Source organism: Serratia ficaria, from assembly GCF_900187015.1.
Classification (GTDB): domain Bacteria; phylum Pseudomonadota; class Gammaproteobacteria; order Enterobacterales; family Enterobacteriaceae; genus Serratia; species Serratia ficaria.
Map to the genome: position 1 here is coordinate 984,413 of NZ_LT906479.1, position 22,846 is coordinate 1,007,258.

General features: G+C 60.5%; 20 protein-coding genes, 2 tRNA genes and 3 rRNA genes. 23 read left to right on the top strand and 2 right to left on the bottom strand.

Annotated features, from left to right (window positions below; all coding sequences use genetic code 11):
- Positions 1-25: 25 nt before the first annotated feature.
- From CKW09_RS04550 to CKW09_RS04570, 5 genes are all read left to right on the top strand, one after another.
- A 16S ribosomal RNA gene (locus tag CKW09_RS04550) occupies positions 26-1,567 on the top strand.
- 142 nt (positions 1,568-1,709) lie between these two features.
- Positions 1,710-1,785 (top strand) — tRNA-Glu (locus tag CKW09_RS04555).
- Between the two features lie 235 nt (positions 1,786-2,020).
- Positions 2,021-4,928, top strand: a 23S ribosomal RNA gene (locus CKW09_RS04560).
- A gap of 103 nt (positions 4,929-5,031) precedes the next feature.
- Positions 5,032-5,147, top strand: a 5S ribosomal RNA gene (gene rrf / locus CKW09_RS04565).
- The 16S, 23S and 5S rRNA genes sit together here with 2 tRNA genes alongside, the layout of an rRNA operon.
- A 94-nt stretch (positions 5,148-5,241) precedes the next feature.
- Positions 5,242-5,318, top strand: a tRNA-Asp gene (locus tag CKW09_RS04570).
- A gap of 181 nt (positions 5,319-5,499) precedes the next feature.
- Here CKW09_RS04570 and CKW09_RS04575 read toward each other — a convergent pair.
- A complete protein-coding gene (locus CKW09_RS04575) occupies positions 5,500-5,889 on the bottom strand; it encodes a hypothetical protein (protein WP_061795986.1) in 390 nt (129 codons plus the stop codon).
- A gap of 285 nt (positions 5,890-6,174) precedes the next feature.
- Here CKW09_RS04575 and CKW09_RS04580 point away from each other — a divergent pair, with 285 nt between their 5' ends.
- From CKW09_RS04580 to dkgB, 17 genes are all read left to right on the top strand, one after another.
- The gene (locus CKW09_RS04580; protein WP_061795988.1) at positions 6,175-6,891 is read left to right on the top strand and encodes a beta-ketoacyl synthase chain length factor; all 717 of its coding nucleotides are present in this window, start codon (positions 6,175-6,177) and stop codon (positions 6,889-6,891) included.
- On the top strand, positions 6,888-7,691 hold the full coding sequence (locus tag CKW09_RS04585) for a lysophospholipid acyltransferase family protein (RefSeq protein WP_095095827.1): 804 nt from the start codon (positions 6,888-6,890) through the stop codon (positions 7,689-7,691). The genes CKW09_RS04580 and CKW09_RS04585 overlap by 4 nt, the downstream gene beginning before the upstream one ends.
- A 4-nt stretch (positions 7,692-7,695) precedes the next feature.
- Complete coding sequence (locus CKW09_RS04590; RefSeq protein ID WP_061795993.1) at positions 7,696-7,956, top strand: phosphopantetheine-binding protein; 261 nt, start codon at positions 7,696-7,698, stop codon at positions 7,954-7,956.
- 9 nt (positions 7,957-7,965) lie between these two features.
- On the top strand, positions 7,966-8,217 hold the full coding sequence (locus CKW09_RS04595) for an acyl carrier protein (RefSeq protein WP_061795995.1): 252 nt from the start codon (positions 7,966-7,968) through the stop codon (positions 8,215-8,217).
- A gap of 15 nt (positions 8,218-8,232) precedes the next feature.
- On the top strand, positions 8,233-8,802 hold the full coding sequence (locus tag CKW09_RS04600) for a COG4648 family protein (protein WP_231922123.1): 570 nt from the start codon (positions 8,233-8,235) through the stop codon (positions 8,800-8,802).
- Complete coding sequence (locus tag CKW09_RS04605) at positions 8,769-10,139, top strand: AMP-binding protein (protein ID WP_095095830.1); 1,371 nt, start codon at positions 8,769-8,771, stop codon at positions 10,137-10,139. The genes CKW09_RS04600 and CKW09_RS04605 overlap by 34 nt, the downstream gene beginning before the upstream one ends.
- Entirely contained in the window at positions 10,136-10,480 is a 345-nt protein-coding gene (locus CKW09_RS04610; RefSeq protein WP_061796000.1) for a 3-hydroxyacyl-ACP dehydratase FabZ family protein, read from the top strand. Before CKW09_RS04605 ends, CKW09_RS04610 begins: the two co-directional genes overlap by 4 nt.
- Complete coding sequence (locus tag CKW09_RS04615) at positions 10,471-12,192, top strand: glycosyltransferase family 2 protein (RefSeq protein ID WP_061796003.1); 1,722 nt, start codon at positions 10,471-10,473, stop codon at positions 12,190-12,192. The genes CKW09_RS04610 and CKW09_RS04615 overlap by 10 nt, the downstream gene beginning before the upstream one ends.
- A complete protein-coding gene (locus CKW09_RS04620; protein WP_061796005.1) occupies positions 12,189-12,617 on the top strand; it encodes an acyl-CoA thioesterase in 429 nt (142 codons plus the stop codon). The genes CKW09_RS04615 and CKW09_RS04620 overlap by 4 nt, the downstream gene beginning before the upstream one ends.
- Positions 12,614-13,219 carry a LolA family protein gene (locus tag CKW09_RS04625; RefSeq protein WP_095095833.1) on the top strand — a complete coding sequence of 202 codons (606 nt, stop codon included), beginning with the start codon at positions 12,614-12,616 and terminating at the stop codon, positions 13,217-13,219. The genes CKW09_RS04620 and CKW09_RS04625 overlap by 4 nt, the downstream gene beginning before the upstream one ends.
- Positions 13,209-15,512 (top strand): MMPL family transporter, encoded by a 2,304-nt coding sequence (locus CKW09_RS04630; RefSeq protein WP_095095836.1) that lies wholly within the window; start codon positions 13,209-13,211, stop codon positions 15,510-15,512. The genes CKW09_RS04625 and CKW09_RS04630 overlap by 11 nt, the downstream gene beginning before the upstream one ends.
- Positions 15,512-16,087 (top strand): DUF3261 domain-containing protein, encoded by a 576-nt coding sequence (locus CKW09_RS04635; RefSeq protein ID WP_095095839.1) that lies wholly within the window; start codon positions 15,512-15,514, stop codon positions 16,085-16,087. The genes CKW09_RS04630 and CKW09_RS04635 overlap by 1 nt, the downstream gene beginning before the upstream one ends.
- Positions 16,084-17,256: a beta-ketoacyl-[acyl-carrier-protein] synthase family protein gene (locus CKW09_RS04640; protein ID WP_061796013.1), complete on the top strand. Its 1,173-nt coding sequence runs from the start codon at positions 16,084-16,086 to the stop codon at positions 17,254-17,256. The genes CKW09_RS04635 and CKW09_RS04640 overlap by 4 nt, the downstream gene beginning before the upstream one ends.
- A 44-nt stretch (positions 17,257-17,300) precedes the next feature.
- The gene (locus CKW09_RS04645; RefSeq protein ID WP_408640537.1) at positions 17,301-17,726 is read left to right on the top strand and encodes an ApeP family dehydratase; all 426 of its coding nucleotides are present in this window, start codon (positions 17,301-17,303) and stop codon (positions 17,724-17,726) included.
- Positions 17,723-18,454, top strand: a complete 732-nt coding sequence (locus tag CKW09_RS04650) for a 3-ketoacyl-ACP reductase FabG2 (RefSeq protein ID WP_095095842.1) — start codon at positions 17,723-17,725, stop codon at positions 18,452-18,454. Before CKW09_RS04645 ends, CKW09_RS04650 begins: the two co-directional genes overlap by 4 nt.
- Positions 18,451-19,680, top strand: a complete 1,230-nt coding sequence (locus tag CKW09_RS04655; RefSeq protein WP_061796019.1) for a beta-ketoacyl-ACP synthase — start codon at positions 18,451-18,453, stop codon at positions 19,678-19,680. Before CKW09_RS04650 ends, CKW09_RS04655 begins: the two co-directional genes overlap by 4 nt.
- Positions 19,681-19,824: 144 nt before the next feature.
- Positions 19,825-20,628, top strand: coding sequence for a 2,5-didehydrogluconate reductase DkgB (gene dkgB / locus CKW09_RS04660; protein ID WP_061796021.1), 804 nt, complete (start codon positions 19,825-19,827; stop codon positions 20,626-20,628).
- Positions 20,629-20,672: 44 nt separating this feature from the next.
- Here the strand turns inward: dkgB and yafC are convergent, their stop codons facing one another.
- On the bottom strand, positions 20,673-21,560 hold the full coding sequence (yafC, locus tag CKW09_RS04665; RefSeq protein WP_061796023.1) for a DNA-binding transcriptional regulator YafC: 888 nt from the start codon (positions 21,558-21,560) through the stop codon (positions 20,673-20,675).
- A gap of 105 nt (positions 21,561-21,665) precedes the next feature.
- On the opposite strand from yafC, the gene CKW09_RS04670 reads away from it, so the two are divergent.
- Complete coding sequence (locus tag CKW09_RS04670; RefSeq protein ID WP_061796025.1) at positions 21,666-22,841, top strand: MFS transporter; 1,176 nt, start codon at positions 21,666-21,668, stop codon at positions 22,839-22,841.
- Positions 22,842-22,846: the final 5 nt, after the last annotated feature.

Genomic DNA, 22,846 nt, shown 5'->3' on the forward strand with positions numbered 1-22,846 from the left:
CACGAGTTGAAGCAAATCAAGCTTTTAATTGAAGAGTTTGATCATGGCTCAGATTGAACGCTGGCGGCAGGCCTAACACATGCAAGTCGAGCGGTAGCACAGGAGAGCTTGCTCTCTGGGTGACGAGCGGCGGACGGGTGAGTAATGTCTGGGAAACTGCCTGATGGAGGGGGATAACTACTGGAAACGGTAGCTAATACCGCATAACGTCTACGGACCAAAGTGGGGGACCTTCGGGCCTCACGCCATCAGATGTGCCCAGATGGGATTAGCTAGTAGGTGGGGTAATGGCTCACCTAGGCGACGATCCCTAGCTGGTCTGAGAGGATGACCAGCCACACTGGAACTGAGACACGGTCCAGACTCCTACGGGAGGCAGCAGTGGGGAATATTGCACAATGGGCGCAAGCCTGATGCAGCCATGCCGCGTGTGTGAAGAAGGCCTTCGGGTTGTAAAGCACTTTCAGCGAGGAGGAAGGGCGATGTCTTAATACGGCAGCGCATTGACGTTACTCGCAGAAGAAGCACCGGCTAACTCCGTGCCAGCAGCCGCGGTAATACGGAGGGTGCAAGCGTTAATCGGAATTACTGGGCGTAAAGCGCACGCAGGCGGTTTGTTAAGTCAGATGTGAAATCCCCGCGCTTAACGTGGGAACTGCATTTGAAACTGGCAAGCTAGAGTCTCGTAGAGGGGGGTAGAATTCCAGGTGTAGCGGTGAAATGCGTAGAGATCTGGAGGAATACCGGTGGCGAAGGCGGCCCCCTGGACGAAGACTGACGCTCAGGTGCGAAAGCGTGGGGAGCAAACAGGATTAGATACCCTGGTAGTCCACGCTGTAAACGATGTCGATTTGGAGGTTGTGCCCTTGAGGCGTGGCTTCCGGAGCTAACGCGTTAAATCGACCGCCTGGGGAGTACGGCCGCAAGGTTAAAACTCAAATGAATTGACGGGGGCCCGCACAAGCGGTGGAGCATGTGGTTTAATTCGATGCAACGCGAAGAACCTTACCTACTCTTGACATCCAGAGAACTTTCCAGAGATGGATTGGTGCCTTCGGGAACTCTGAGACAGGTGCTGCATGGCTGTCGTCAGCTCGTGTTGTGAAATGTTGGGTTAAGTCCCGCAACGAGCGCAACCCTTATCCTTTGTTGCCAGCGATTCGGTCGGGAACTCAAAGGAGACTGCCGGTGATAAACCGGAGGAAGGTGGGGATGACGTCAAGTCATCATGGCCCTTACGAGTAGGGCTACACACGTGCTACAATGGCGTATACAAAGAGAAGCGAACTCGCGAGAGCAAGCGGACCTCATAAAGTACGTCGTAGTCCGGATTGGAGTCTGCAACTCGACTCCATGAAGTCGGAATCGCTAGTAATCGTAGATCAGAATGCTACGGTGAATACGTTCCCGGGCCTTGTACACACCGCCCGTCACACCATGGGAGTGGGTTGCAAAAGAAGTAGGTAGCTTAACCTTCGGGAGGGCGCTTACCACTTTGTGATTCATGACTGGGGTGAAGTCGTAACAAGGTAACCGTAGGGGAACCTGCGGTTGGATCACCTCCTTACCTAATGATATCGATTCGCGTGAAGTGCTCACACAGATTGTCTGATAGAAAGTAACGAGCAAAGCGCTACCTGTTGATGTAATGAGTCTCTGACTCATGCTGATACGAGAAACGGTTAAACCCTGGTTTAATCGGATTTTGTGTCCCCATCGTCTAGAGGCCTAGGACACTGCCCTTTCACGGCTGTAACAGGGGTTCGAATCCCCTTGGGGACGCCATTCCGATAATGAGTGAAAGACATTATCACCGGTCATGCGTGACCAAAAAATCTTAAAGATGACTCTTGCGAGTCGTGTTTAAGATATTGCTCTTTAACAATCTGGAACAAGCTGAAAATTGAAACATGACGGCTGAAACTTGTCCCTCCGTAGAAATATTGGGATGAGGAGTAACCTGTCATAGAGTCTCTCAAATGTTTGCAGCGCGAACGATGGAAACATCTTCGGGTTGTGAGGTTAAGTGACTAAGCGTACACGGTGGATGCCTAGGCAGTCAGAGGCGATGAAGGGCGTGCTAATCTGCGAAAAGCGTCGGTAAGGTGATATGAACCGTTATAACCGGCGATACCCGAATGGGGAAACCCAGTGCAATTCGTTGCACTATCGTTAAGTGAATACATAGCTTAACGAGGCGAACCGGGGGAACTGAAACATCTAAGTACCCCGAGGAAAAGAAATCAACCGAGATTCCCCCAGTAGCGGCGAGCGAACGGGGAACAGCCCAGAACCTGAATCAGTTCTTGTGTTAGTGGAAGCGTCTGGAAAGTCGCGCAGTAAAGGGTGATAGCCCCGTACACTAAAATGCATTAACTGTGAGTTCGATGAGTAGGGCGGGACACGTGACATCCTGTCTGAATATGGGGGGACCATCCTCCAAGGCTAAATACTCCTGACTGACCGATAGTGAACCAGTACCGTGAGGGAAAGGCGAAAAGAACCCCGGCGAGGGGAGTGAAATAGAACCTGAAACCGTGTACGTACAAGCAGTGGGAGCACCTTCGTGGTGTGACTGCGTACCTTTTGTATAATGGGTCAGCGACTTATATTTTGTAGCAAGGTTAACCGTATAGGGGAGCCGTAGGGAAACCGAGTCTTAACTGGGCGAATAGTTGCAAGGTATAGACCCGAAACCCGGTGATCTAGCCATGGGCAGGTTGAAGGTTGGGTAACACTAACTGGAGGACCGAACCGACTAATGTTGAAAAATTAGCGGATGACTTGTGGCTGGGGGTGAAAGGCCAATCAAACCGGGAGATAGCTGGTTCTCCCCGAAAGCTATTTAGGTAGCGCCTCGTGAACTCATCTTCGGGGGTAGAGCACTGTTTCGGCTAGGGGGCCATCCCGGCTTACCAAACCGATGCAAACTCCGAATACCGAAGAATGTTATCACGGGAGACACACGGCGGGTGCTAACGTCCGTCGTGAAGAGGGAAACAACCCAGACCGCCAGCTAAGGTCCCAAAGTCATGGTTAAGTGGGAAACGATGTGGGAAGGCATAGACAGCCAGGATGTTGGCTTAGAAGCAGCCATCATTTAAAGAAAGCGTAATAGCTCACTGGTCGAGTCGGCCTGCGCGGAAGATGTAACGGGGCTAAACCATGCACCGAAGCTGCGGCAGCGACGCTTAGGCGTTGTTGGGTAGGGGAGCGTTCTGTAAGCCGTTGAAGGTGGCCTGTGAGGGTTGCTGGAGGTATCAGAAGTGCGAATGCTGACATAAGTAACGATAAAGCGGGTGAAAAGCCCGCTCGCCGGAAGACCAAGGGTTCCTGTCCAACGTTAATCGGGGCAGGGTGAGTCGACCCCTAAGGCGAGGCTGAAAAGCGTAGTCGATGGGAAACAGGTTAATATTCCTGTACTCGGTGTTACTGCGAAGGGGGGACGGAGAAGGCTAGGCTAGCCGGGCGACGGTTGTCCCGGTTTAAGCGTGTAGGGGGGTGTTCCTGGTAAATCCGGAACGCTGTCAACCCTGAGGCGTGATGACGATGCACTACGGTGCAGAAGTAGTTGATGCCAAGCTTCCAGGAAAAGCCTCTAAGCATCAGGTAACACAGAATCGTACCCCAAACCGACACAGGTGGTCAGGTAGAGAATACCAAGGCGCTTGAGAGAACTCGGGTGAAGGAACTAGGCAAAATGGTGCCGTAACTTCGGGAGAAGGCACGCTGGCGCGTAGGTGAAGTCCCTTGCGGATGGAGCTGAAGCCAGTCGCAGATACCAGCTGGCTGCAACTGTTTAATAAAAACACAGCACTGTGCAAACACGAAAGTGGACGTATACGGTGTGACGCCTGCCCGGTGCTGGAAGGTTAATTGATGGGGTCAGCCGCAAGGCGAAGCTCTTGATCGAAGCCCCAGTAAACGGCGGCCGTAACTATAACGGTCCTAAGGTAGCGAAATTCCTTGTCGGGTAAGTTCCGACCTGCACGAATGGCGTAATGATGGCCAGGCTGTCTCCACCCGAGACTCAGTGAAATTGAACTCGCTGTGAAGATGCAGTGTACCCGCGGCAAGACGGAAAGACCCCGTGAACCTTTACTATAGCTTGACACTGAACATTGAGCCTTGATGTGTAGGATAGGTGGGAGGCTTTGAAGCGTGGACGCCAGTCTGCGTGGAGCCAACCTTGAAATACCACCCTTTAATGTTTGATGTTCTAACTCGGCCCCATAATCTGGGGTGAGGACAGTGTCTGGTGGGTAGTTTGACTGGGGCGGTCTCCTCCCAAAGAGTAACGGAGGAGCACGAAGGTTAGCTAATCACGGTCGGACATCGTGAGGTTAGTGCAAAGGCATAAGCTAGCTTGACTGCGAGAGTGACGGCTCGAGCAGGTACGAAAGTAGGTCTTAGTGATCCGGTGGTTCTGAATGGAAGGGCCATCGCTCAACGGATAAAAGGTACTCCGGGGATAACAGGCTGATACCGCCCAAGAGTTCATATCGACGGCGGTGTTTGGCACCTCGATGTCGGCTCATCACATCCTGGGGCTGAAGTAGGTCCCAAGGGTATGGCTGTTCGCCATTTAAAGTGGTACGCGAGCTGGGTTTAGAACGTCGTGAGACAGTTCGGTCCCTATCTGCCGTGGGCGTTGGAAGATTGAGAGGGGTTGCTCCTAGTACGAGAGGACCGGAGTGAACGCACCACTGGTGTTCGGGTTGTCATGCCAATGGCACTGCCCGGTAGCTAAGTGCGGAAAAGATAAGCGCTGAAAGCATCTAAGTGCGAAACTTGCCTCGAGATGAGTCTTCCCTGGGCCTTTAAGGCCCCTGAAGGAACGTTTAAGACTAAGACGTTGATAGGCTGGGTGTGTAAGTGCAGCGATGCATTGAGCTAACCAGTACTAATGATCCGTGAGGCTTAACCTTACAACACCGAAGGTGTTTTTAGAGAGACGAATAATTTTCAGCGAAGTTCTTAGATTGGTTCTGGTGGTTACGCGAGTAACGGCCGAGAATGAAACAGAATTTGCCTGGCGGCAATAGCGCGGTGGTCCCACCTGACCCCATGCCGAACTCAGAAGTGAAACGCCGTAGCGCCGATGGTAGTGTGGGGTCTCCCCATGCGAGAGTAGGACACTGCCAGGCATCAAATAAACGTTATCAGCCTGACACCTGGTAATGAGCGAAATCGCCGAGGCGGTTTTGCCGGCATCGAAAGGTGCGACGTAAAAGAATCGGTGGAGCGGTAGTTCAGTTGGTTAGAATACCTGCCTGTCACGCAGGGGGTCGCGGGTTCGAGCCCCGTCCGTTCCGCCACTTAATTGATAAGCCCTGAGTCTCTGACTCAGGGCTTTTTCATATGTAAAATTCAATGGTGTTGAATTTTTTTATATGTTTAATAACGCCTTTCATAAATCATTATCCAAAATTAACCGCAATAAACAGAATAATATACCCGGCATCATTATCTGTGCCGGGTAATATGGCCGGTTCTTGGTTAGCTGATATTCTGCCGCGCCAGTTCTAGCTGTATATCCTTATTCAAATTCGCCACCCAGCGGTTATAGTTCGAGTGGATTTTGCCGTTTTTGGCATCCATATTGCTGCTGCCGACATAATTAATTTGATAGCTATTTTGGTTGTAGGTGATCCGTATCTCGGCGGTGTGGCCACGCAACAGGATCTTGCCGTCGATCACCCCTTCGGCCGTTTGGTTCATGATCCAACCGCGGTTCAGGCCGGCATAGAGAATGGCCTGGCGCACCTGCTGTGAAGTATGGGCGCCGACCACGCTTTGACTGACGTTTTGCACCGGGGCGGTCCCGGCGCAGCCGCTGAGCGCCGCTGCGGCGATGACGCCGGCCAAAATAAACTTAACGGGTTTCATCCTCTTCTCCATGAGTAAAAGGTAATAAGAAATATATTAGCCTGAAGCCAGGTATCGCTCCCGGCCTCAGGCGGTCAAAGATACTCCTGTTGCGCTTTATCGACAAATATTGCTGCTTTTCAGCATGATAATTTTTATCCGATGGAAACGTCCTGCCCTCTGGATATAACCAAATTTAATCATTCGAGTGAATATTCCGAGCAAAAATAGGAATTTTGAGCATGCATTCTGCGGTTAAATATAATAAATTTACGCACGGAATTTTTTAGGTCGATAATGGCATCAATGGCGGGCGGCATGAATATACTCAGTTGGTGGGCGATGGCTCCCGATCGTGGAACGCGTGATGCGTGGCGCCAATGGGCTATAGAGACTGAAAACGCTGACCGGTCTCAGGGGGGGTTGCCTGCCTGCAGGCATATTCCAATGATGTCGCTGCGCCGTATGAGCGCAGGAACGCGCCTGGCGGTAGAGAGCGGTTTGCATTTGCTGGCGGAGCGGCCGGCGGATATGGCGATTTTTACCAGTCGTCACGGCGAGCTGGATCGCACGCACAAAATTCTGGGCCACCTTCAGCAGCAGCAGGCGCTGTCTCCCACCGATTTCGCCATGTCAGTCCATAATACGGCGGCGGGCTGGCTGACCATTATCGCCCAAAACACCTTGCCGACCACCTCAATCGCCGCCGGTGAAGACAGTTTCCAGCAGGGAATGATCGAGGCGCAGGCGGTGCTGGCCGGCGGTGCTGAACGGGTGTTGCTGGTCGACTTTGATGGCGTGCTGCCCGGGGCGTATCAGCCCTTTGCGCCGGAAAGTCGTTTTCCCTATGCCGTGGCGCTGTTGCTTGAAGGCGGGGACCAACTGCGTTGTCGCCCGGAGCCCGCCGAGCCGGCGCCGCTTGCTCAGCCGCAAAGCCTGTCGTTTTTACGCGGCTGGCTAAGCCGGGAAGCCTGCTTTCGGGTGCCGGGGCTGCGCCAGAGTTGGCGGTGGGAACGCGGATGAATGCGATGCCCCCGGCGCGCTCCTCCTGGTTCAACCGGGCCTGGCGGGTGGTCGCCACCGGTTTTTGTTTTGCGCTGTTCGGCATCGGCGGGCTGTTGTTGTCAGGCGTGTGGTTTACCCTGATGCGTCTGACGGTACGGGATCCGGCGCGCCGCAGCCAGCTCACGCAAAATTCCATTCGCCACAGCTTCCGCTTTTTCCTGGCGACGACGCGCTTTTTCGGCGTGCTGGATTACCGTTTCGACCATGCAGAACGTTTTAATCAGGATCGCGGCTGTCTGGTGATCGCCAATCATCCCAGCCTGTTGGACTATGTGCTGCTGGCATCGCGCATGCCGCGCTGCGATTGCATCGTCAAGGAGGCTCTGTTGAGCAACCCGTTTGTCAGTGGGGTGATCAAGGCGGCGGGCTATCTGGCCAACGCACAGTCGGATCGTTTGCTGGAGCAGTGTCAGCAGCGGCTGGCGGCCGGCGGCACCCTGCTGGTCTTTCCTGAAGGCACGCGCACCACGCCCGGCAAGCCGCTGTCTTTGCAACGGGGCGCGGCGAATATTGCGCTGCGAAGCCAGTGCGAGATCCGCGTGGTGCATATTCGCTGTCAGCCGCCCATGCTGACGAAGCAGGGCAAATGGTATAATATCCCGGCGATAAAACCGCAGTTTCAGATAACTGTTCAGGATAAGATCGACACCCGCGCATTCATCCATGCGGATGACGTTTCTCCCGCCCTTGCGGCAAGAAGATTAACCCAGCATTTAACTGACGCCTTACAGTCAGATCTTATAAATAATGAGAAATAGTGGAATGAATTTATTGAGCACCGAAATCAAGCAATTGATCATTGATACGCTCAATCTTGAAGGTATGACGCCGGAGGAGATTGACGCCGAAGCGCCGCTGTTTGGTGAAGGGTTGGGGCTGGACTCCATCGATGCGCTGGAGCTGGGCCTGGCATTAAAAAACCGTTATGGCGTGGTGCTGTCGGCCGAAAGCGAAGACATGCGCCAACACTTTTATTCCGTGGAAACGCTGGCGAAGTTTGTTTCGGCACAGCGTGGCAACTGAGGATCTTTCATGGATAAGCAAGAAATCTTCCAGCAGATTCAGGCGCTGTTGGTCAAACTGTTTGAACTGAACGCCGAAGACATCAAGCCGGACTCTCGCCTGTACGAAGAGTTGGAGCTCGACAGCATCGATGCGGTGGATCTGGTGGTGCATCTGCAGAAAGTGACCGGCAAGAAGATCAAGCCGGAAATGTTCAAATCGGTACGCACCGTGCAGGATGTGGTTGACGCTATCGATCAACTGCTGAAGTCCGAGAGCTAAGCCCGCCGGGTGAAGGTGGCGAAACCGGCTGTGCGCCTGCTGCAGGGGCTAACCTGGGCGGCGCTGGCGCTTTATCCGCTGGCGGTTTGGCTTGGCCTGACGCGCTGGGGAGAGGCCATCCTTGCGCCGTTGCTGGCCGTGGTGTTCACCCTGCGATTAGTCGCATTGCGAAGCCGGCTGCGTCAGCAGCTGTGGCTGGGCAAGGCGCTGGCATGGGTCGGCATTCTGCTGGCGTTCGCCAGCTGGGGATTGCAGCAAACCCACTGGCTGTTGTATTACCCGGTGCTGGTTAACCTCTTGCTGCTGGGGCTGTTCGCCTCCTCGCTGTATTCGCCGCCGACGGTGATCGAAAGACTGGCGCGGCTCACCGAGCCGCAGTTGGACGCCGCGGGCGTGGCTTATACCCGGCGGGTCACCCAGGTCTGGTGCGGATTCTTTACGATCAATGGCGCCGTCGCGCTGGCAACCTGCCTGTCGGGGGATATAGCGCTTTGGACGCTGTACAACGGCGGCATCAGCTATCTGCTGATCGGGGCATTAATGGGTATTGAATGGATAGTCAGGAAAAGGATCCGGCGCGGCTGAGTTTGCCGATGCGCCGTTGGCTAAGCGCAGACCGGGATGACGCCACGCTTGTCGCCTGGCGCGGTGAACGGGCATTGTCCCTCGGCCAGTTCCGGCGCGACGTCGCCGCCTTGGCGGCCAGATTGACTGCGCGGCCAGAAACCCGCTGGGCGCTGTGTTTTGACGATAGCTACCGCTTTGCCGTGGCGCTGCTGGCCGCGCTGTATGCCAAAAAGCTGCCGGTGATTTTCGGCCATCAGCGGGAAGCCATTCTCAAAGAACAGCGGCGGGATTTCGATGCGCTGCTGACCGATTTGCCGCTCGATCCCGGCGCGCCGGTCATGGCGGTGGAAGAGGATACCGAACGCGCGCGCGCATTGCCCGAGTGGCCCCGGGATCCTCAATTCATACTCTACACCTCGGGTTCTACCGGCCAGCCGCAGGCGGTGGTTAAATCTGTCGCCTGCATGGAAAGCGAAAGCGAACTGTTGGCCGCCCGCTGGCTCCCGGCTTTTCAGGGCGGCTGCGTCGCGGCTTCGGTTTCCCATCAGCACATGTACGGTTTGAGCTTTCGCCTGTTCCTGCCGTTGGCTTTCGGCCTGCCGTTCGACGCCCAACCGACCGAATATCACGAACAGCTGATTGCCCGCCGTCAGGGCCGTCGGCTGATTTTTATCAGCAGCCCGGCCTGGCTGAAACGGCTGGACAACCGATTGGCGTTTTCGGAATGTCTGCAGGTGTTTTCCGCCGGCGGTCCGCTATCCTTGGCTGAGGCGCAGCTGGCGCAACAGATGCTCGGCGTATTGCCGCTGGAAATCTACGGCACGACCGAAACCGGCATGCTGGCCTGGCGCATGCAGCGGCAGGCAGAGACCCCGTGGCAGCTGTTCGAGCCCATCGCGCTTAGCCGCGAGCCGGATGGCGGCGTCAGCGTGCGCTCCCCGCTGATTGGCGAAGCCGGGATGCGGCTGAGCGATATTATTGCGCTGGCCCCGGATGGCCGGCAATTTCAGCTGGAGGGGCGAGCCGATCGAATTATCAAGGTGGAAGAAAAGCGCCTGTCGCTGACGGAGATCGAACGCCGTTTGCAATCGCTGCCCGCGATCGCCGATGCCTCGGTACTGACCCTGCAGCAACATGGGCGTACCCTGCTGGCGGCGGTTATCGTACTGACCCCGCTGGGGCAGGCCCGCAGGCGGGCGCTCACCGAGGGGGAATTTACGCGTGAGCTGCGTCAGGCGTTGCGCGCCTGGCTGGAGCCGGTGGCGTTGCCGCGTCGCTGGCGCATCATTGCCGCCATGCCGCTTAATCCGCAGGGCAAACGCGCTTACGCTGAACTACGGGAACTGTTTTTATGATGCAACCTGAGGTGCTGCAACAGCAGCGGGACGACGCCACGCACGCCAGCCTGCAGCTGCGTTTACCCGCCGGGCTGCTGTGGTTTCGCGGCCATTTCCCCGGGCATCCGATCCTGCCGGGAGTCACCCAGATCAACTGGGCCATGCAGTATGCTCATCAGCTGTTGGGCATCGAGGCCGCCTTCAAGGGGGTCGAGGTGGTCAAGTTTCAGCAGCCGCTGCTGCCGGAACAGCAGGTGCGGCTGCTGCTGGAGTGGCAGCCCGAACGCGGCAAGCTGCTGTTCAGCTACCGCGTGGGCGGCGCCACCGCCAGCAGCGGGAAGATCGCGCTATGTCGGTGAACGAACGCTTTACCCCCTGCCTGGTTATTCCCTGTTTCAACCATGGGCAGACGATGGCCGCGGTGTTGGCTGCGCTGGCCGATTTCCAGCTGCCGTGCCTGGTGGTGGATGACGGCAGCGATGCCGCTACCGCCGCGCAGCTGCGGCGGCTGGCGGAGCGCCTGCCGTGGGTGACGCTGCTGCGGCTCGAGCATAATCAGGGCAAGGGCGCGGCGGTGATTGCCGGGCTGCGGCTGGCGCAACAGCAAGGGTTTACTCACGCGCTGCAGGTGGACGCCGACGGCCAGCACCAGCTGAGCGATATCCCGGCGATGATCGCCGAAGCGCGCCGCTATCCCGGGGCGCTGATTTCCGGTCGGCCGGTGTACGACAGCTCGGTGCCGAAGGCGCGGCTGTATGGCCGTTACGTCACGCACGTTTGGGTGTGGATCGAAACGCTGTCGCTGTCGCTGAAGGACAGCATGTGCGGTTTCCGCGTCTACCCGCTAGCGCCGACGCTGGCGCTGGCCGCGCGTCATCCGCTGGGCAAGCGCATGGATTTCGACACCGAAGTGATGGTGCGATTGTACTGGCGAGGCGTGCCCAGCCGTTTCTTGCCGACGCGCGTCACCTATCCGGCCGATGGCGTTTCCCATTTCGATGCGCTGCGCGATAACCTGCGTATTTCCTGGATGCACACCCGGCTGTTTTTCGGCATGCTGCCGCGCATTCCTCGTCTGCTGCGCCAGCGGCGGCGCCTGGCGGCATCGCAGCGGCATTGGTCGGCGACGCAAGAGCGGCACGGCCTGTGGGGCATCCGGCTGATGCTGCGGGTTTATCGCCTGTTCGGCCGGCGGGCTTTTCAGCTGCTGCTGTATCCGGTGGTCGGCTATTTCTGGCTGACCGGCCGCACCCAGCGTGAGGCGTCGCGTGACTATCTGCAGCGCCTGCGGCAGTTTGCCGATAGCCGGCGGCAGCCGCTGCCTGCTCCGCTCAGCAGCTTCCGTCACTTCATGCGCTTTGGCGACGCCATGCTTGATAAGCTGGCAAGTTGGCAAGGGGAATGGCATGACATCGAGCTGGCGGATCGCCCGCGGTGCGAACGGCAGATCGCCGGCGGCAAGGGCACCTTGATCCTGGCTTCCCACCTGGGGGATATCGAATCCTGCCGGGCATTGGGAGAGCTGGATTCCGGCGTGACGGTGAATGCGCTGGTGTTTACCGAGCACGCCGAGCGTTTCAATCGGGTGATGAAAGAGGTCAACCCGCGCGCCAACCTGCATCTGATCCCGGTGGCCACGTTGGGGCCGGAGACCGCCATGCGGCTGCAGGATAAGTTAAACGCCGGTGAATGGGTGGCTATCGTCGGCGATCGCACCTCGGCCGGCGGCTATCAGCGCGGTGAGCAGCCGCGGGTGATATGGAGCGATTTTCTCGGCAAGCCTGCGCCTTTCCCGCAGGGGCCGTTCGTATTGGCCGCCGCGCTGCGCTGCCCGGTATTTCTGATGTTCGGCCTGAAGCAGCGGGGGCGGCTGAAGGTCCACTTCGAACCTTTCGCCGATCCGCTGTTATTGCCGCGCGCCGAACGCCAACAGGCGCTGCAGCGGGCGGTGGATCGCTACGCCGCCCGGCTGGAGCACTATTGTCTGCTGGCGCCGCTCGACTGGTTTAATTTTTTCGATTTCTGGCAGCTGACGGCCGCGCCGTCAGCGCAACAGGAGCCTGAGACATGAAGCTGAACGACGATGCGCGTTTTTCCGTGCGGGTGGCGATCACCATCCCGTTTCACGATGTTGATCCGATGGGCGTAGTCTGGCACGGCAACTACTTCCGCTATTTTGAAATCGCCCGCGAGGCGCTGCTGAAGCAGTTCAATTACGGCTACCGCCAGATGCAGGCTTCGGGCTACGTCTGGCCGATCGTCGACACGCGGGTGAAATACATCGCGCCGGTGCGGTTTGAGCAGCAGATCATCGTGTGCGCCGAGCTGGAAGAGTATGAGAACCGTCTGCGCATCGGGTATCGCATCCTTGACGCGCAGAGCGGGCAGCAAACCACCCGCGGGCATACCATTCAGGTGGCGGTGGACATCGCCAGCCAAGAGATGTGCTTCGTCTCGCCGCAGGCGTTGCTGGACAATATCGAGGGGGCGTCATGAAAGCCTGGTTGCTGTGTATCCTCTGCGTTTTCAGCCTTGGCGCGCAGGCGGTTACCCTGGCCGACCTGCAACAGCGATTCGGCGAACAGCCGGTGCTGCGCGCCGAATTCGCACAGCAGCGCAGCATCAGCGGCATGGCGAGGCCGCTGAAATCCAGCGGCGAATTGCTGATCTCCCAACAGAAAGGGCTGTGGTGGGCGCAACGGCAGCCTTTCCCGCTGACCTTGTTACTGGACGACCGGCGCATGGTGCAAACCCTGGCCGGGCAGGCGCCGCAGGTGGTGACGGCGGACAACAACCCGCAGATGTTCCAGTTCAATCGCCTGCTGACCGCGCTGTTCCATGCCGACAGCCAGGCGCTGGAACAGAATTTCGCTTTGCAGTTCAGCGATCTGGGCAGCGAGCGATGGCGACTGGTGCTGAAGCCGAAAACCACGCCGCTCGACCGGCTGTTTAAAAGCATCACCCTGCACGGCGGGGAATTCCTCGAGACCATCGATATTGACGATTTGCAGGGTGACGCCACCCATATCCGTTTCTTTAATCAGCGCACCCGGCCGGCGGCGTTGACGGCCGAGGAGCGGCAGCGTTTTGCGTCCTGACCTGTACCGGCGGCTGGCCTTTGGCTGGCTGGCCATCGTTGTGCTGCTGCTGGCGGCGCTGTGCTGGCTGCTGCCGCGCAGCCAGATCAACAGCAGCGTGCTGGCGCTGTTGCCGAAACAACAGCTGGCGGGCGTGCCTGATGCGTTGGCCGATGGCTTCAGCCGGCGGCTCGATCGTCAGCTGATGTGGCTGGTCAGCCCTCCGCCGGGCGCCGATGCGGCGGCGGTCGACTGGTGGTGGCAGCAGCTGCGGCAACTGCCGGAACTGCAGCAGGTGGGCGGCCCGATGGATGCCCGGCGTCAGCAGCAGTGGGGCGCGTTTTTCTACCGGCACCGCAACGTGCTGCTGGACGACGCCACCCGCCGACGCTTGGCGCAGGGGGCGGACGCGCAGAGCCAGTGGATCCTCGGCCAGCTTTACTCGGCTTTCGCCGGGGTGAGCGGCAAAGAGCTGGCGAACGATCCGCTGATGCTGGTGCGCGGCTCGCAGCTGGCGCAGCAGCGCAACGGCGGCGGCCTCAACCTGGCCGACGGCTGGCTGGTGGCGCGCGATGCGCAGGGCCGCAGCTGGTACCTGCTGCATGCCGAGCTGAGCGCTTCGTCTTATGACATCAACAGCGCGCGCCGCACGGTGGATAAACTGACGACGCTGCAGCGGCAGCTGCAGCAGCGCTGGCCGGGGGCCGAGGTGCTGAACCGCGGCACGCTGTTCTACAGCAACTACGCCAGCCAGCAGGCCGAGCGGGATATTTCCACCATCGGCCTGGCGTCGGTGATTGGCGTGTTCCTGCTGGTGCTGCTGATGTTCCGCTCGCCGCTGCCGCTGTTGCTGTGCGCGCTGTCGGTGGGGATCGGCGCGCTGGCCGGCGCCGTCGCCACGCTGCTGGCGTTTGGCGAAATCCACCTGATGACGCTGGTGTTGAGCATCAGCATCGTCGGCATTTCCGCCGACTATACGCTCTATTTCCTGACCGAGCGCCGGGTGCACGGCGGGCAGGCGACGCCGCTGGCCAGCCTGCAAAAGCTGCTGCCGGCGCTGTCGATGGCGCTGCTGACGACCGTGGTCGCCTATCTGGCGTTGCTGATCGCGCCTTTCCCCGGGCTGCGGCAGTTGGCGGTGTTCGCCGCCGCCGGGCTGAGCGCCGCCTGCATGACCGTGATTTGCTGGTATCCGCGGCTGTCGCGCCGCCTGCCGGTGCATCCGGCGCCGGGGCTGGCTCTGATCCTGCGCTGGCTGCATGCCTGGCGTCACTGGAAGCCGCTGCGCTACGGCTTGCCCTGCGCGGTGTTGCTGGCGATCGTCGTCGGTTTCAGTCAACTGAAGGTCGACGACGACATCGGCCAGCTGCAGGCCCTGCCGGCCGGGCTGCAGCAGCAGGAAAAACACATCGCCGCGCTGACCGGCCAGCATAACGATCAGAAATGGCTGGTGGTGTACGGCGCCAACGACGAACGGCTGCTGCAGCGCCTCGAGCAGCTGCAACCCAAGCTGGCGCAGGCGCAACGGCAGGGCCTGCTGGCGGATTACCGCCTGCTGCCGTTGCCTTCGCAGCGCCGCCAACGGGAAAATATCGCTTTGCTGCAGCGGGAGGCGCCGCGGGTGATTGAACGCCTGCAGCAGGCGGAGGTGGCGCTGAAAACGCCGGATTTAACCGCCGACTGGGTCACGCCGCAGGCGTGGCTGGGCAGCGTGGTCAGCGAAGGCTGGCGGCTGCTGTGGCTGACGCTGCCCGACGGGCGCAGCGCGGCGCTGGTGCCGGTCAGCGGCGTGCAAAACAGCGCGGCGATGCTGGCGCTGGCGCGGCAGGTGCCTGGCACGGGCTGGATCGATCGCAAAACCGAATTCAGCGAGCTGTTCGGCCAGTATCGTCTGTACCTGTCCTACCTGCTGGCGCTGTCGGTGGCGGCGATCGGGCTTATCTATCTGTGGCGTTTCGGCTGGCGGCACGCGCTGCGCTGCATGGTGCCAACGCTGCTGTCGCTGGGCGCCGGCGTTGCCACGCTGGCGCTGAGCGGCCACACGCTGAACCTGTTTTCGCTGCTGGCGTTGGTTCTGGTGCTGGGGATCGGCATCAACTACACCCTGTTCTTTACCAACCCGCGCGGCACGCCAACCACCTCGATGTTCGCCATCTTTATGGCGGTGATCACCACCCAACTGACGTTTGGCATGCTGGTGCTGAGCCATACTCAGGCCATCAGCAGCTTCGGCATCGTATTAAGCAGCGGCATCGCCGTGGCGTTTCTGCTGGCGCCGCTGACGCTGGCCACCCGAACAAGAGGAAAAGCCTGATGCATGGCTTACGCATAGTGTTGTTATCGCTGGCCGCCGCGCTGGCCGGCTGCGCCGGTTCGCCGTCTTCGGTGGCGCCGCAGGCCTGGCTGAAGCCGGGGGCCCGGGTGACGCTGCCGCCGCCCGCCTTGGCGCAGCCCGTCGCCCAGCAGCAGCTGTTGACGGCGGAGGTCAAAGGGCAGCGGCATTCGATGCTGGTGCTGCTGAATGCCGACGGCCAACGGCTGACGCTGGTGGGCATGTCGCCGCTGGGCATTCGCCTGTTCAACCTGACTTACGATCGGCAGGGGATCCATACCGAGCAATTGATCAAGGTCGGCGAACTGCCGCCGGCCAGCCAGGTGCTGGCCGATATCATGCTCAGCTACTGGCCGGTCAACGCCTGGCGGCCGCTGCTGCCGGCGGGCTGGCGATTGGAGGATCGGCCGGAGGTGCGCCGTTTGTACGACGAGCGCGGCGCGATCGTCAGCGAAATCCGCTATCAGCTGGGGGAAGGCCGTCGCGATCCGGTCTCGATCGCGCAGTCCGCTTTCCACTACCGCATCAGCATTCAGAATCTGGGAGAGGCAGGGTGATCTACTTTTCGGCCGTCGGCATGGTCAACGCGCTGGGCGACAATCTGCCGCAGATCGCGCATAACCTGGCGCTGGGCGCCGCGCCCGGCATGCAGCGGCAGGATCGCTGGCTGATCGGCGGCGCGTCCTCCTGGTTCGGCAACGTGCAGGGCGAGCTGCCGGCGATCCCGCGGGCGCTGTGGCGGCACAATTCGCGCAACAATCGATTGCTGCTGGCGGCGCTGGCGCAAATCGATGCGCCGGTGCGTGAGGCGATCGCCCGCTACGGCGCCGATCGGGTGGCGGTGATCCTCGGCACCAGCACCTCCGGCATCGACGAAGGGGAACGGGCGCTGTCGCAGCGGCAGAACGGGGCCTGGCCGCCGGACTACCATTATCGCCAACAGGAGCTGGGCGACCCGAGCCTGTTTCTCAGCGCCTATCTGGGCACCGCCGGCCCGGCTTACACCCTGTCGACCGCCTGTTCCTCCAGCGCGCGGGCCATTATCAGCGGCCAGCGCCTGATCGCGGCGGGGCTGGCCGATGCGGCGATCGTCGGCGGCGCCGACAGCCTGTGCCGCATGCCGATCAACGGTTTCAACAGCCTGGAATCCCTGTCGCTGGAACGCTGCACGCCGTTCGCCGCCGGGCGCAGCGGCATCAATATCGGCGAGGCGGCGGCGCTGATGCTGCTGACGCGCGAACCGGCGGCGGTGGCGTTGCTGGGGGCCGGCGAGTCCTCCGATGCCTGGCATATGTCGGCGCCGCATCCCGAAGGCGCGGGCGCGGAGCGAGCCATCGCTATGGCGCTGAAGCAGGCCGGCATGAGCGCCGGGCAGATCGGTTATATTAATCTGCATGGCACCGCCACCCGGCTGAACGATCGGGTGGAGGCGCAGGTGATCAACCGCCTGTTTGGCGCGCAGACGCCCTGCAGCTCCACCAAGCATCTTACCGGCCACACGCTGGGCGCCGCCGGGGCGGTGGAAGCCGCGCTGAGCTGGCTGCTGCTGACCCAGCCGCTGCCGCTGCCCCAGCAGGACTTCAGCGCTGCGCCGCATGACGATCGGCTGGCGGAGATTGGCCTGGTGTGCCGGCCGCAGCAAGCGCTGCGTCAGCGGGCGATCCTGTCAAATTCATTTGCCTTTGGCGGCAACAATGCCTGCCTGCTGCTGGGAGACGCGCCGTGAATCATTACCGCAATGCGGAATATTATCTGCCCCACGCCGCGCCTATGGTGCTGCTGGAACGGGTGCTGGCGGTGGGCGAAGAGCATGCGCAGTGCGCGGTAACGGTCAGCGCCGACGGCGTGCTGGCGCCGTTCCTGGATCCGCAGGGCGCGCTGCCGGGCTGGTTCGGCATCGAGCTGATGGCGCAAGCGATCGGCGTCTGGAGCGGCTGGCACGGGCGGCAGGCCGCTCAGCCGCCGCAGCTCGGCATGCTGCTCGGCGGCCGGGCCATCCGTTGTGAACTGCCGGCGTTTCCGCCAGGCAGCGAACTGCGGGTCAGCGTGCAGCAACTGCTGAAAGACGAGAAGCTGGCCAGCTTCGAGTGTGAAATCAGCATCGATAATGTGCGCGTCGCGCACGGCAGGTTGAATACCTATCAGCCTGATCAACAAGAAATAGTTCAATTGACCAGCTTAAGGGGAGACGCATGACGCGTTCCGTTTTAGTCACCGGCGCCAGTAAAGGGATCGGTCAGGCCATCGCCTGCCGCCTGGCCGCGGATGGCTTTTTGATCGTCGTTCACTACCACAGCGATAAAACCGGGGCCGAACGCAGCCTGCAGCAGATTGTCGCCGCCGGCGGCCAGGGGCGGCTGATCCGGTTCGATATCAGCAACCGCGAGCAGTGCCGTACGGCGCTGGAGCAGGATATCGAAACCCACGGCGCCTATTACGGCGTGGTGAACAACGCCGGCATCACCCGCGACGGGGCATTCCCGGCGCTGAGCGACAGCGACTGGGATGGGGTGATCCACACCAACCTCGACAGCTTTTATAACGTGCTGCACCCCTGCGTGATGCCGATGATCGGCCTGCGCCAGGGCGGCCGCATCATTGCGTTGTCCTCGGTATCCGGCGTGATGGGCAATCGCGGGCAGGTTAACTACAGCGCGGCCAAGGCCGGGGTGATCGGCGCCTGCAAGGCGCTGGCGATCGAGCTGGCCAAGCGCAAAATTACCGTCAACTGCATCGCCCCGGGGCTGATCGACACCGGCATGATCGACCTGGAACCGGCGGCGCTGGACGAAGCGATGCGCGCCATCCCGCTCAAGCGCATCGGCACGGCGGAAGAGGTGGCCGGGCTGGCCAGCTATCTGATGTCGGATATCGCCGGCTACGTGACGCGACAGGTGATCTCCATCAATGGGGGCATGGCATGACGCAGCGCGTGGTGGTTACCGGCATGGCGGGCGTTACCGCCTTCGGCAATAGCTGGGCGGAAGTGTCCGGCCGTTTGAAACAGGGAAAAAACGCGGTGCGTTACATGGCGCCGTGGGAGGAGTATCAGGGATTGAATTCGCGGCTGGGGGCGCCGATCGACAACTTCACCTTGCCGGAACACTATACCCGCAAGCGCATTCGCTCGATGGGCCGCGTTTCGCTGCTGGCCACCCGGGCGACCGAGCTGGCGCTGGAGCAGGCGGGGCTGCTGGGCGAGGCGGTGTTGACCAACGGCGAAACCGGCATCGCCTACGGATCTTCCACCGGCAGCACCAAGCCGGTCAGCGAGTTCGCCACCATGTTGACCGAAAAGCACACCGGCAATATCACCGGCACCACCTATGTGCAGATGATGCCGCACACCACCGCGGTTAACGCCGGACTGTTTTTCGGCCTGCGCGGTCGGGTGATCCCCACCTCCAGCGCCTGCACCTCCGGCAGCCAGGCGATCGGCTACGCCTATGAAAGCATCCGCCACGGTTACCAAACGGTGATGGTGGCGGGCGGGGCGGAAGAACTGTGCCCGTCGGAGGCGGCGGTGTTCGACACCCTGTTCGCCACCAGCCAGCGGAACGACGCGCCTGCGCTGTCGCCGCGGCCGTTCGATCGCCGGCGCGACGGCCTGGTGATCGGCGAAGGCGCCGGCTCGCTGATCCTCGAATCACTGGATCATGCGCTGGCGCGCGGCGCCGCCATTTACGGCGAAATTATCGGCTTCGCCACCAACTGCGACGCGGCGCATATCACCCAGCCGCAGCAGGAAACCATGCAGATTTGCATGCGGCAGGCGCTGAAAGCCTCCGGGATCGCCGGTGCCGATATCGGTTACATCAGCGCTCACGGCACCGCCACCGATCGCGGCGACGTCGCGGAAAGCCAGGCCACGGCGGCCATTTTTGGCAACCGCACCCCGATTTCCTCGCTGAAAAGCTATTTTGGCCATACCCTGGGCGCCTGCGGCGCGCTGGAAGCTTGGATGACGTTGGAAATGATGCGTGACGCCAGCTTTGCGCCGACCATCAACCTGAGCGAGCCGGACAGCGCCTGCGGTGAGCTGGACTACATCATGGGTGAGCATCGCGCGATTGATACCGAGTTTGTCCAGTCGAACAACTTCGCCTTCGGCGGCATCAATACTTCGCTGATTCTGCGGCGCTGGGCCTGATCTTTCTTTCGGCCGGAGCGCCCGCTCCGGCTATTGTTGCCGGTTAGTCAAAAGTCTTATGCGCAATAGGGCGTTTGTGATCAACAAAACAGTTGCCATAATCTCCGCCATACCGCATCTACCCGCTAACGAGAGAAAAATATTATGAGCATCCCCGCATTTGGTTTAGGCACTTTCCGTCTTCAGGATCAAGTGGTGATCGACTCGGTGCGCACCGCGCTGGAGCTGGGTTACCGCGCGATCGACACCGCGCAGATTTACGAGAATGAAGCGGCCGTCGGCCAGGCCATCGCCGCCAGCGGCGTCAAGCGCGAAGAGCTGTTCATCACCACCAAGATCTGGATCGCCAACCTGGCGAAAGGCAAACTGATCCCCAGCCTGCAGGAAAGCCTGAACAAGCTGCAGACCTCTTACGTCGATCTGACGTTGATCCACTGGCCGTCGCCGAATGACGAGGTGCCGGTGGCGGAGTTTATGGCCGAACTGGTTGAGGCCAGGCAGCTGGGGCTGACCCGCCAAATCGGCATCTCCAACTTTACCCTGGATCTGATGCAGCGGGCGATCGACGCCGTCGGCGCCGAGCAGATCGCCACCAACCAGATTGAGCTGTCGCCGTATCTGCAGAACCGCAAGGTGGCGGAGTTTGCCCGGCAGCACGGCATCGCCGTCACCTCTTACATGACGCTGGCCTACGGCCAGGCGCTGCAGGACGAGACCATCAAAGGCATTGCCGCGCGCCATAACGCCACCCCGGCGCAGGTGATCCTGGCCTGGGCGTTGCAGTTGGGCTATGCGGTGATCCCGTCATCCACCAAGCGCGAAAACCTGGCCAGCAACCTGTTGGCGCAGCAGCTGCAGCTGACCGACGAAGATATGGCGCAGATCGCCGCGCTGGAAAACAACGGCCGCCTGGTCAGCCCGGAAGGTCTGGCGCCAGACTGGGATTGATTCCCCGCGTGCGGCAACTCAGGGCGCCCCATCGGGCGCCTTTTTCATGGCTGCAGATGTTCGCTGACAAAATCGATAAAGCTGCGCAGGCGGTTGCTGACCGCGCTGTCGCTGTAGTACACCGCATTGATCGGCATGGCGACCGGCAGGGTTTCTTTCACCAGCAGCGGCACCAGATCGCCGCGCTTAATGTCTTCGCCAATCATAAAGTCCGACAGGCAGGCGATGCCGTTGCCGTGCAGGCACAGGTGGCGTTGGGTCTCACCGCTGTTGGTGGTCAGCCCCGGGGTGATTTCCAGCTGGCGGCCATCGGCGCAGGCCAACGGCCAGCGGTTCAGGCTGGGCAGATCGTTGAAGCCGATGCAGCAATGCCGTTCCAGATCTTCCACCCGCTGCGGGGTGCCGTGCTGCGCCAGGTAGGCGGGGGAGGCCAGCACGCGGCGGTAGCTGGTCATCAGTTTGCGCGCCTTCAGGCTGGAATCGGTCAGTTCGCCGACGCGGATGGCGATGTCCACCTTGCGTTCGATCAGATTGATAAAGTTTTCCGACGACACCAGCGACAGCGACATTTCCGGATAGCGGGTGCGGAACTCCGCCACCAGCGGCGTCAGCACGTGCAGCACCACCGGCGTGGCGGCGTCGACGCGCAGCAGCCCCTGCGGGCGCCGGCGGCTCTCCATCAGCGCGTTTTCCGCCGCGGCCATGTCGCTCAAAACCTTTTGCACCTGGCGGAAATAATTCTCGCCTTCCTGAGTCAGGCTGATTTGCCGCGTGGTGCGGTTAAGCAGGGTGACGCCCAGCTTGTTTTCCAGCTTCTTCACCGTGCGGCTCACCACCGAATTCGCCTGTTCCAGCCGCTCCGCCGCCCGGCTGAAGCTGCCGCTTTCCACCACGGTCACAAAGGTGATCAACTCGTCGGAATTCGCTTTCATTGTTGCTCCGGTGGCAAAATTTATTTGAAATTTTGAGCATTTTTATCATTTAAGCATAGGCCGATAATAGCCGTCATCAACCTGAACGCTATTTTGGAGTAAAAAATGCCACTCGCATTACTTGCATTAACCATCAGCGCCTTTGCCATCGGCACCACGGAGTTCGTGATCGTCGGCCTGATCCCGACCATCGCGGAACAGCTTGGGGTGACGGTGCCGTCCGCCGGGCTGCTGGTGACCCTCTACGCCATCGGCGTGGCGATCGGCGCACCGGTGCTGACGGCCCTGACCGGCCGCGTGCCGCGCAAATTGCTGCTGGTGGGGCTGATGGCGCTGTTCACCCTCGGTAACCTGCTGGCCTGGCAGTCGCCGAGCTATGAGTCGCTGGTGGTGGCCCGCCTGCTGACCGGCCTGGCGCACGGCGTGTTCTTCTCAATCGGCTCTACCATCGCCACCAGCCTGGTGGCGAAAGAGAAGGCGGCGTCGGCCATCGCCATCATGTTCGGCGGCCTGACCGTGGCGCTGGTGACCGGCGTGCCGCTGGGCACCTTCATCGGCCAGCACTTCGGCTGGCGTGAAACCTTCCTGGCGGTATCGCTGATCGGCGCGATCGCCACCGTCGCCAGCATTATTTTGGTGCCGAACAACATTAAGAATCAGGCCGGCGCCGGCATCGGCGAGCAGCTGAAAGTGCTGACCCACCCGCGCCTGCTGCTGATTTACGCCATTACCGCGCTGGGCTACGGCGGGGTGTTTACCACCTTCACCTTCCTGGCGCCGATGATGCAAGAGCTGGCGGGCTTCTCCGCCCCGACGGTAAGCTGGATCCTGCTGGCGTACGGCATCGCGGTGGCCATCGGCAATATCTGGGGCGGCAAGCTGGCGGATCGCCACGGCGCGGTGCGCGCGCTGAGCTTTATCTTTGCCTCTTTGGCCGCGCTGCTGCTGGTATTCCAGTTCACCGCCAGCCACAGCATCGCCGCGCTGGCGACGGTGATCGTGATGGGGGTATTCGCCTTCGGCAACGTGCCGGGCCTGCAGGTTTACGTGGTGCAAAAAGCCGAGCAGTACACGCCGAATGCGGTGGATGTGGCCTCCGGTCTGAACATCGCGGCCTTTAACGTCGGCATCGCCCTCGGATCGGTGATTGGCGGCCAGACCGTCGCCTCGCTGGGGCTGGCGCAGACGCCGTGGATTGGCGCGCTGATTGTGCTGGTCGCCCTGTTGCTGGTCGGCCTCAGCGGCCGGCTGGATAAAAAGTATCAGCCCCAGACCGCCTGATGTAT

Coding starts and splice junctions, on each gene's coding strand:
- CKW09_RS04575 (WP_061795986.1), bottom strand. CDS start 5,889: ATGAAACCCGTTAAGTTTATTTTGGCCGGCGTCATCGCCGCAGCGGCG.
- CKW09_RS04580 (WP_061795988.1), top strand. CDS start 6,175: ATGGCGGGCGGCATGAATATACTCAGTTGGTGGGCGATGGCTCCCGAT.
- CKW09_RS04585 (WP_095095827.1), top strand. CDS start 6,888: ATGAATGCGATGCCCCCGGCGCGCTCCTCCTGGTTCAACCGGGCCTGG.
- CKW09_RS04590 (WP_061795993.1), top strand. CDS start 7,696: ATGAATTTATTGAGCACCGAAATCAAGCAATTGATCATTGATACGCTC.
- CKW09_RS04595 (WP_061795995.1), top strand. CDS start 7,966: ATGGATAAGCAAGAAATCTTCCAGCAGATTCAGGCGCTGTTGGTCAAA.
- CKW09_RS04605 (WP_095095830.1), top strand. CDS start 8,769: ATGGATAGTCAGGAAAAGGATCCGGCGCGGCTGAGTTTGCCGATGCGC.
- CKW09_RS04610 (WP_061796000.1), top strand. CDS start 10,136: ATGATGCAACCTGAGGTGCTGCAACAGCAGCGGGACGACGCCACGCAC.
- CKW09_RS04615 (WP_061796003.1), top strand. CDS start 10,471: ATGTCGGTGAACGAACGCTTTACCCCCTGCCTGGTTATTCCCTGTTTC.
- CKW09_RS04620 (WP_061796005.1), top strand. CDS start 12,189: ATGAAGCTGAACGACGATGCGCGTTTTTCCGTGCGGGTGGCGATCACC.
- CKW09_RS04625 (WP_095095833.1), top strand. CDS start 12,614: ATGAAAGCCTGGTTGCTGTGTATCCTCTGCGTTTTCAGCCTTGGCGCG.
- CKW09_RS04635 (WP_095095839.1), top strand. CDS start 15,512: ATGCATGGCTTACGCATAGTGTTGTTATCGCTGGCCGCCGCGCTGGCC.
- CKW09_RS04645 (WP_408640537.1), top strand. CDS start 17,301: ATGGTGCTGCTGGAACGGGTGCTGGCGGTGGGCGAAGAGCATGCGCAG.
- CKW09_RS04650 (WP_095095842.1), top strand. CDS start 17,723: ATGACGCGTTCCGTTTTAGTCACCGGCGCCAGTAAAGGGATCGGTCAG.
- CKW09_RS04655 (WP_061796019.1), top strand. CDS start 18,451: ATGACGCAGCGCGTGGTGGTTACCGGCATGGCGGGCGTTACCGCCTTC.
- dkgB (WP_061796021.1), top strand. CDS start 19,825: ATGAGCATCCCCGCATTTGGTTTAGGCACTTTCCGTCTTCAGGATCAA.
- yafC (WP_061796023.1), bottom strand. CDS start 21,560: ATGAAAGCGAATTCCGACGAGTTGATCACCTTTGTGACCGTGGTGGAA.
- CKW09_RS04670 (WP_061796025.1), top strand. CDS start 21,666: ATGCCACTCGCATTACTTGCATTAACCATCAGCGCCTTTGCCATCGGC.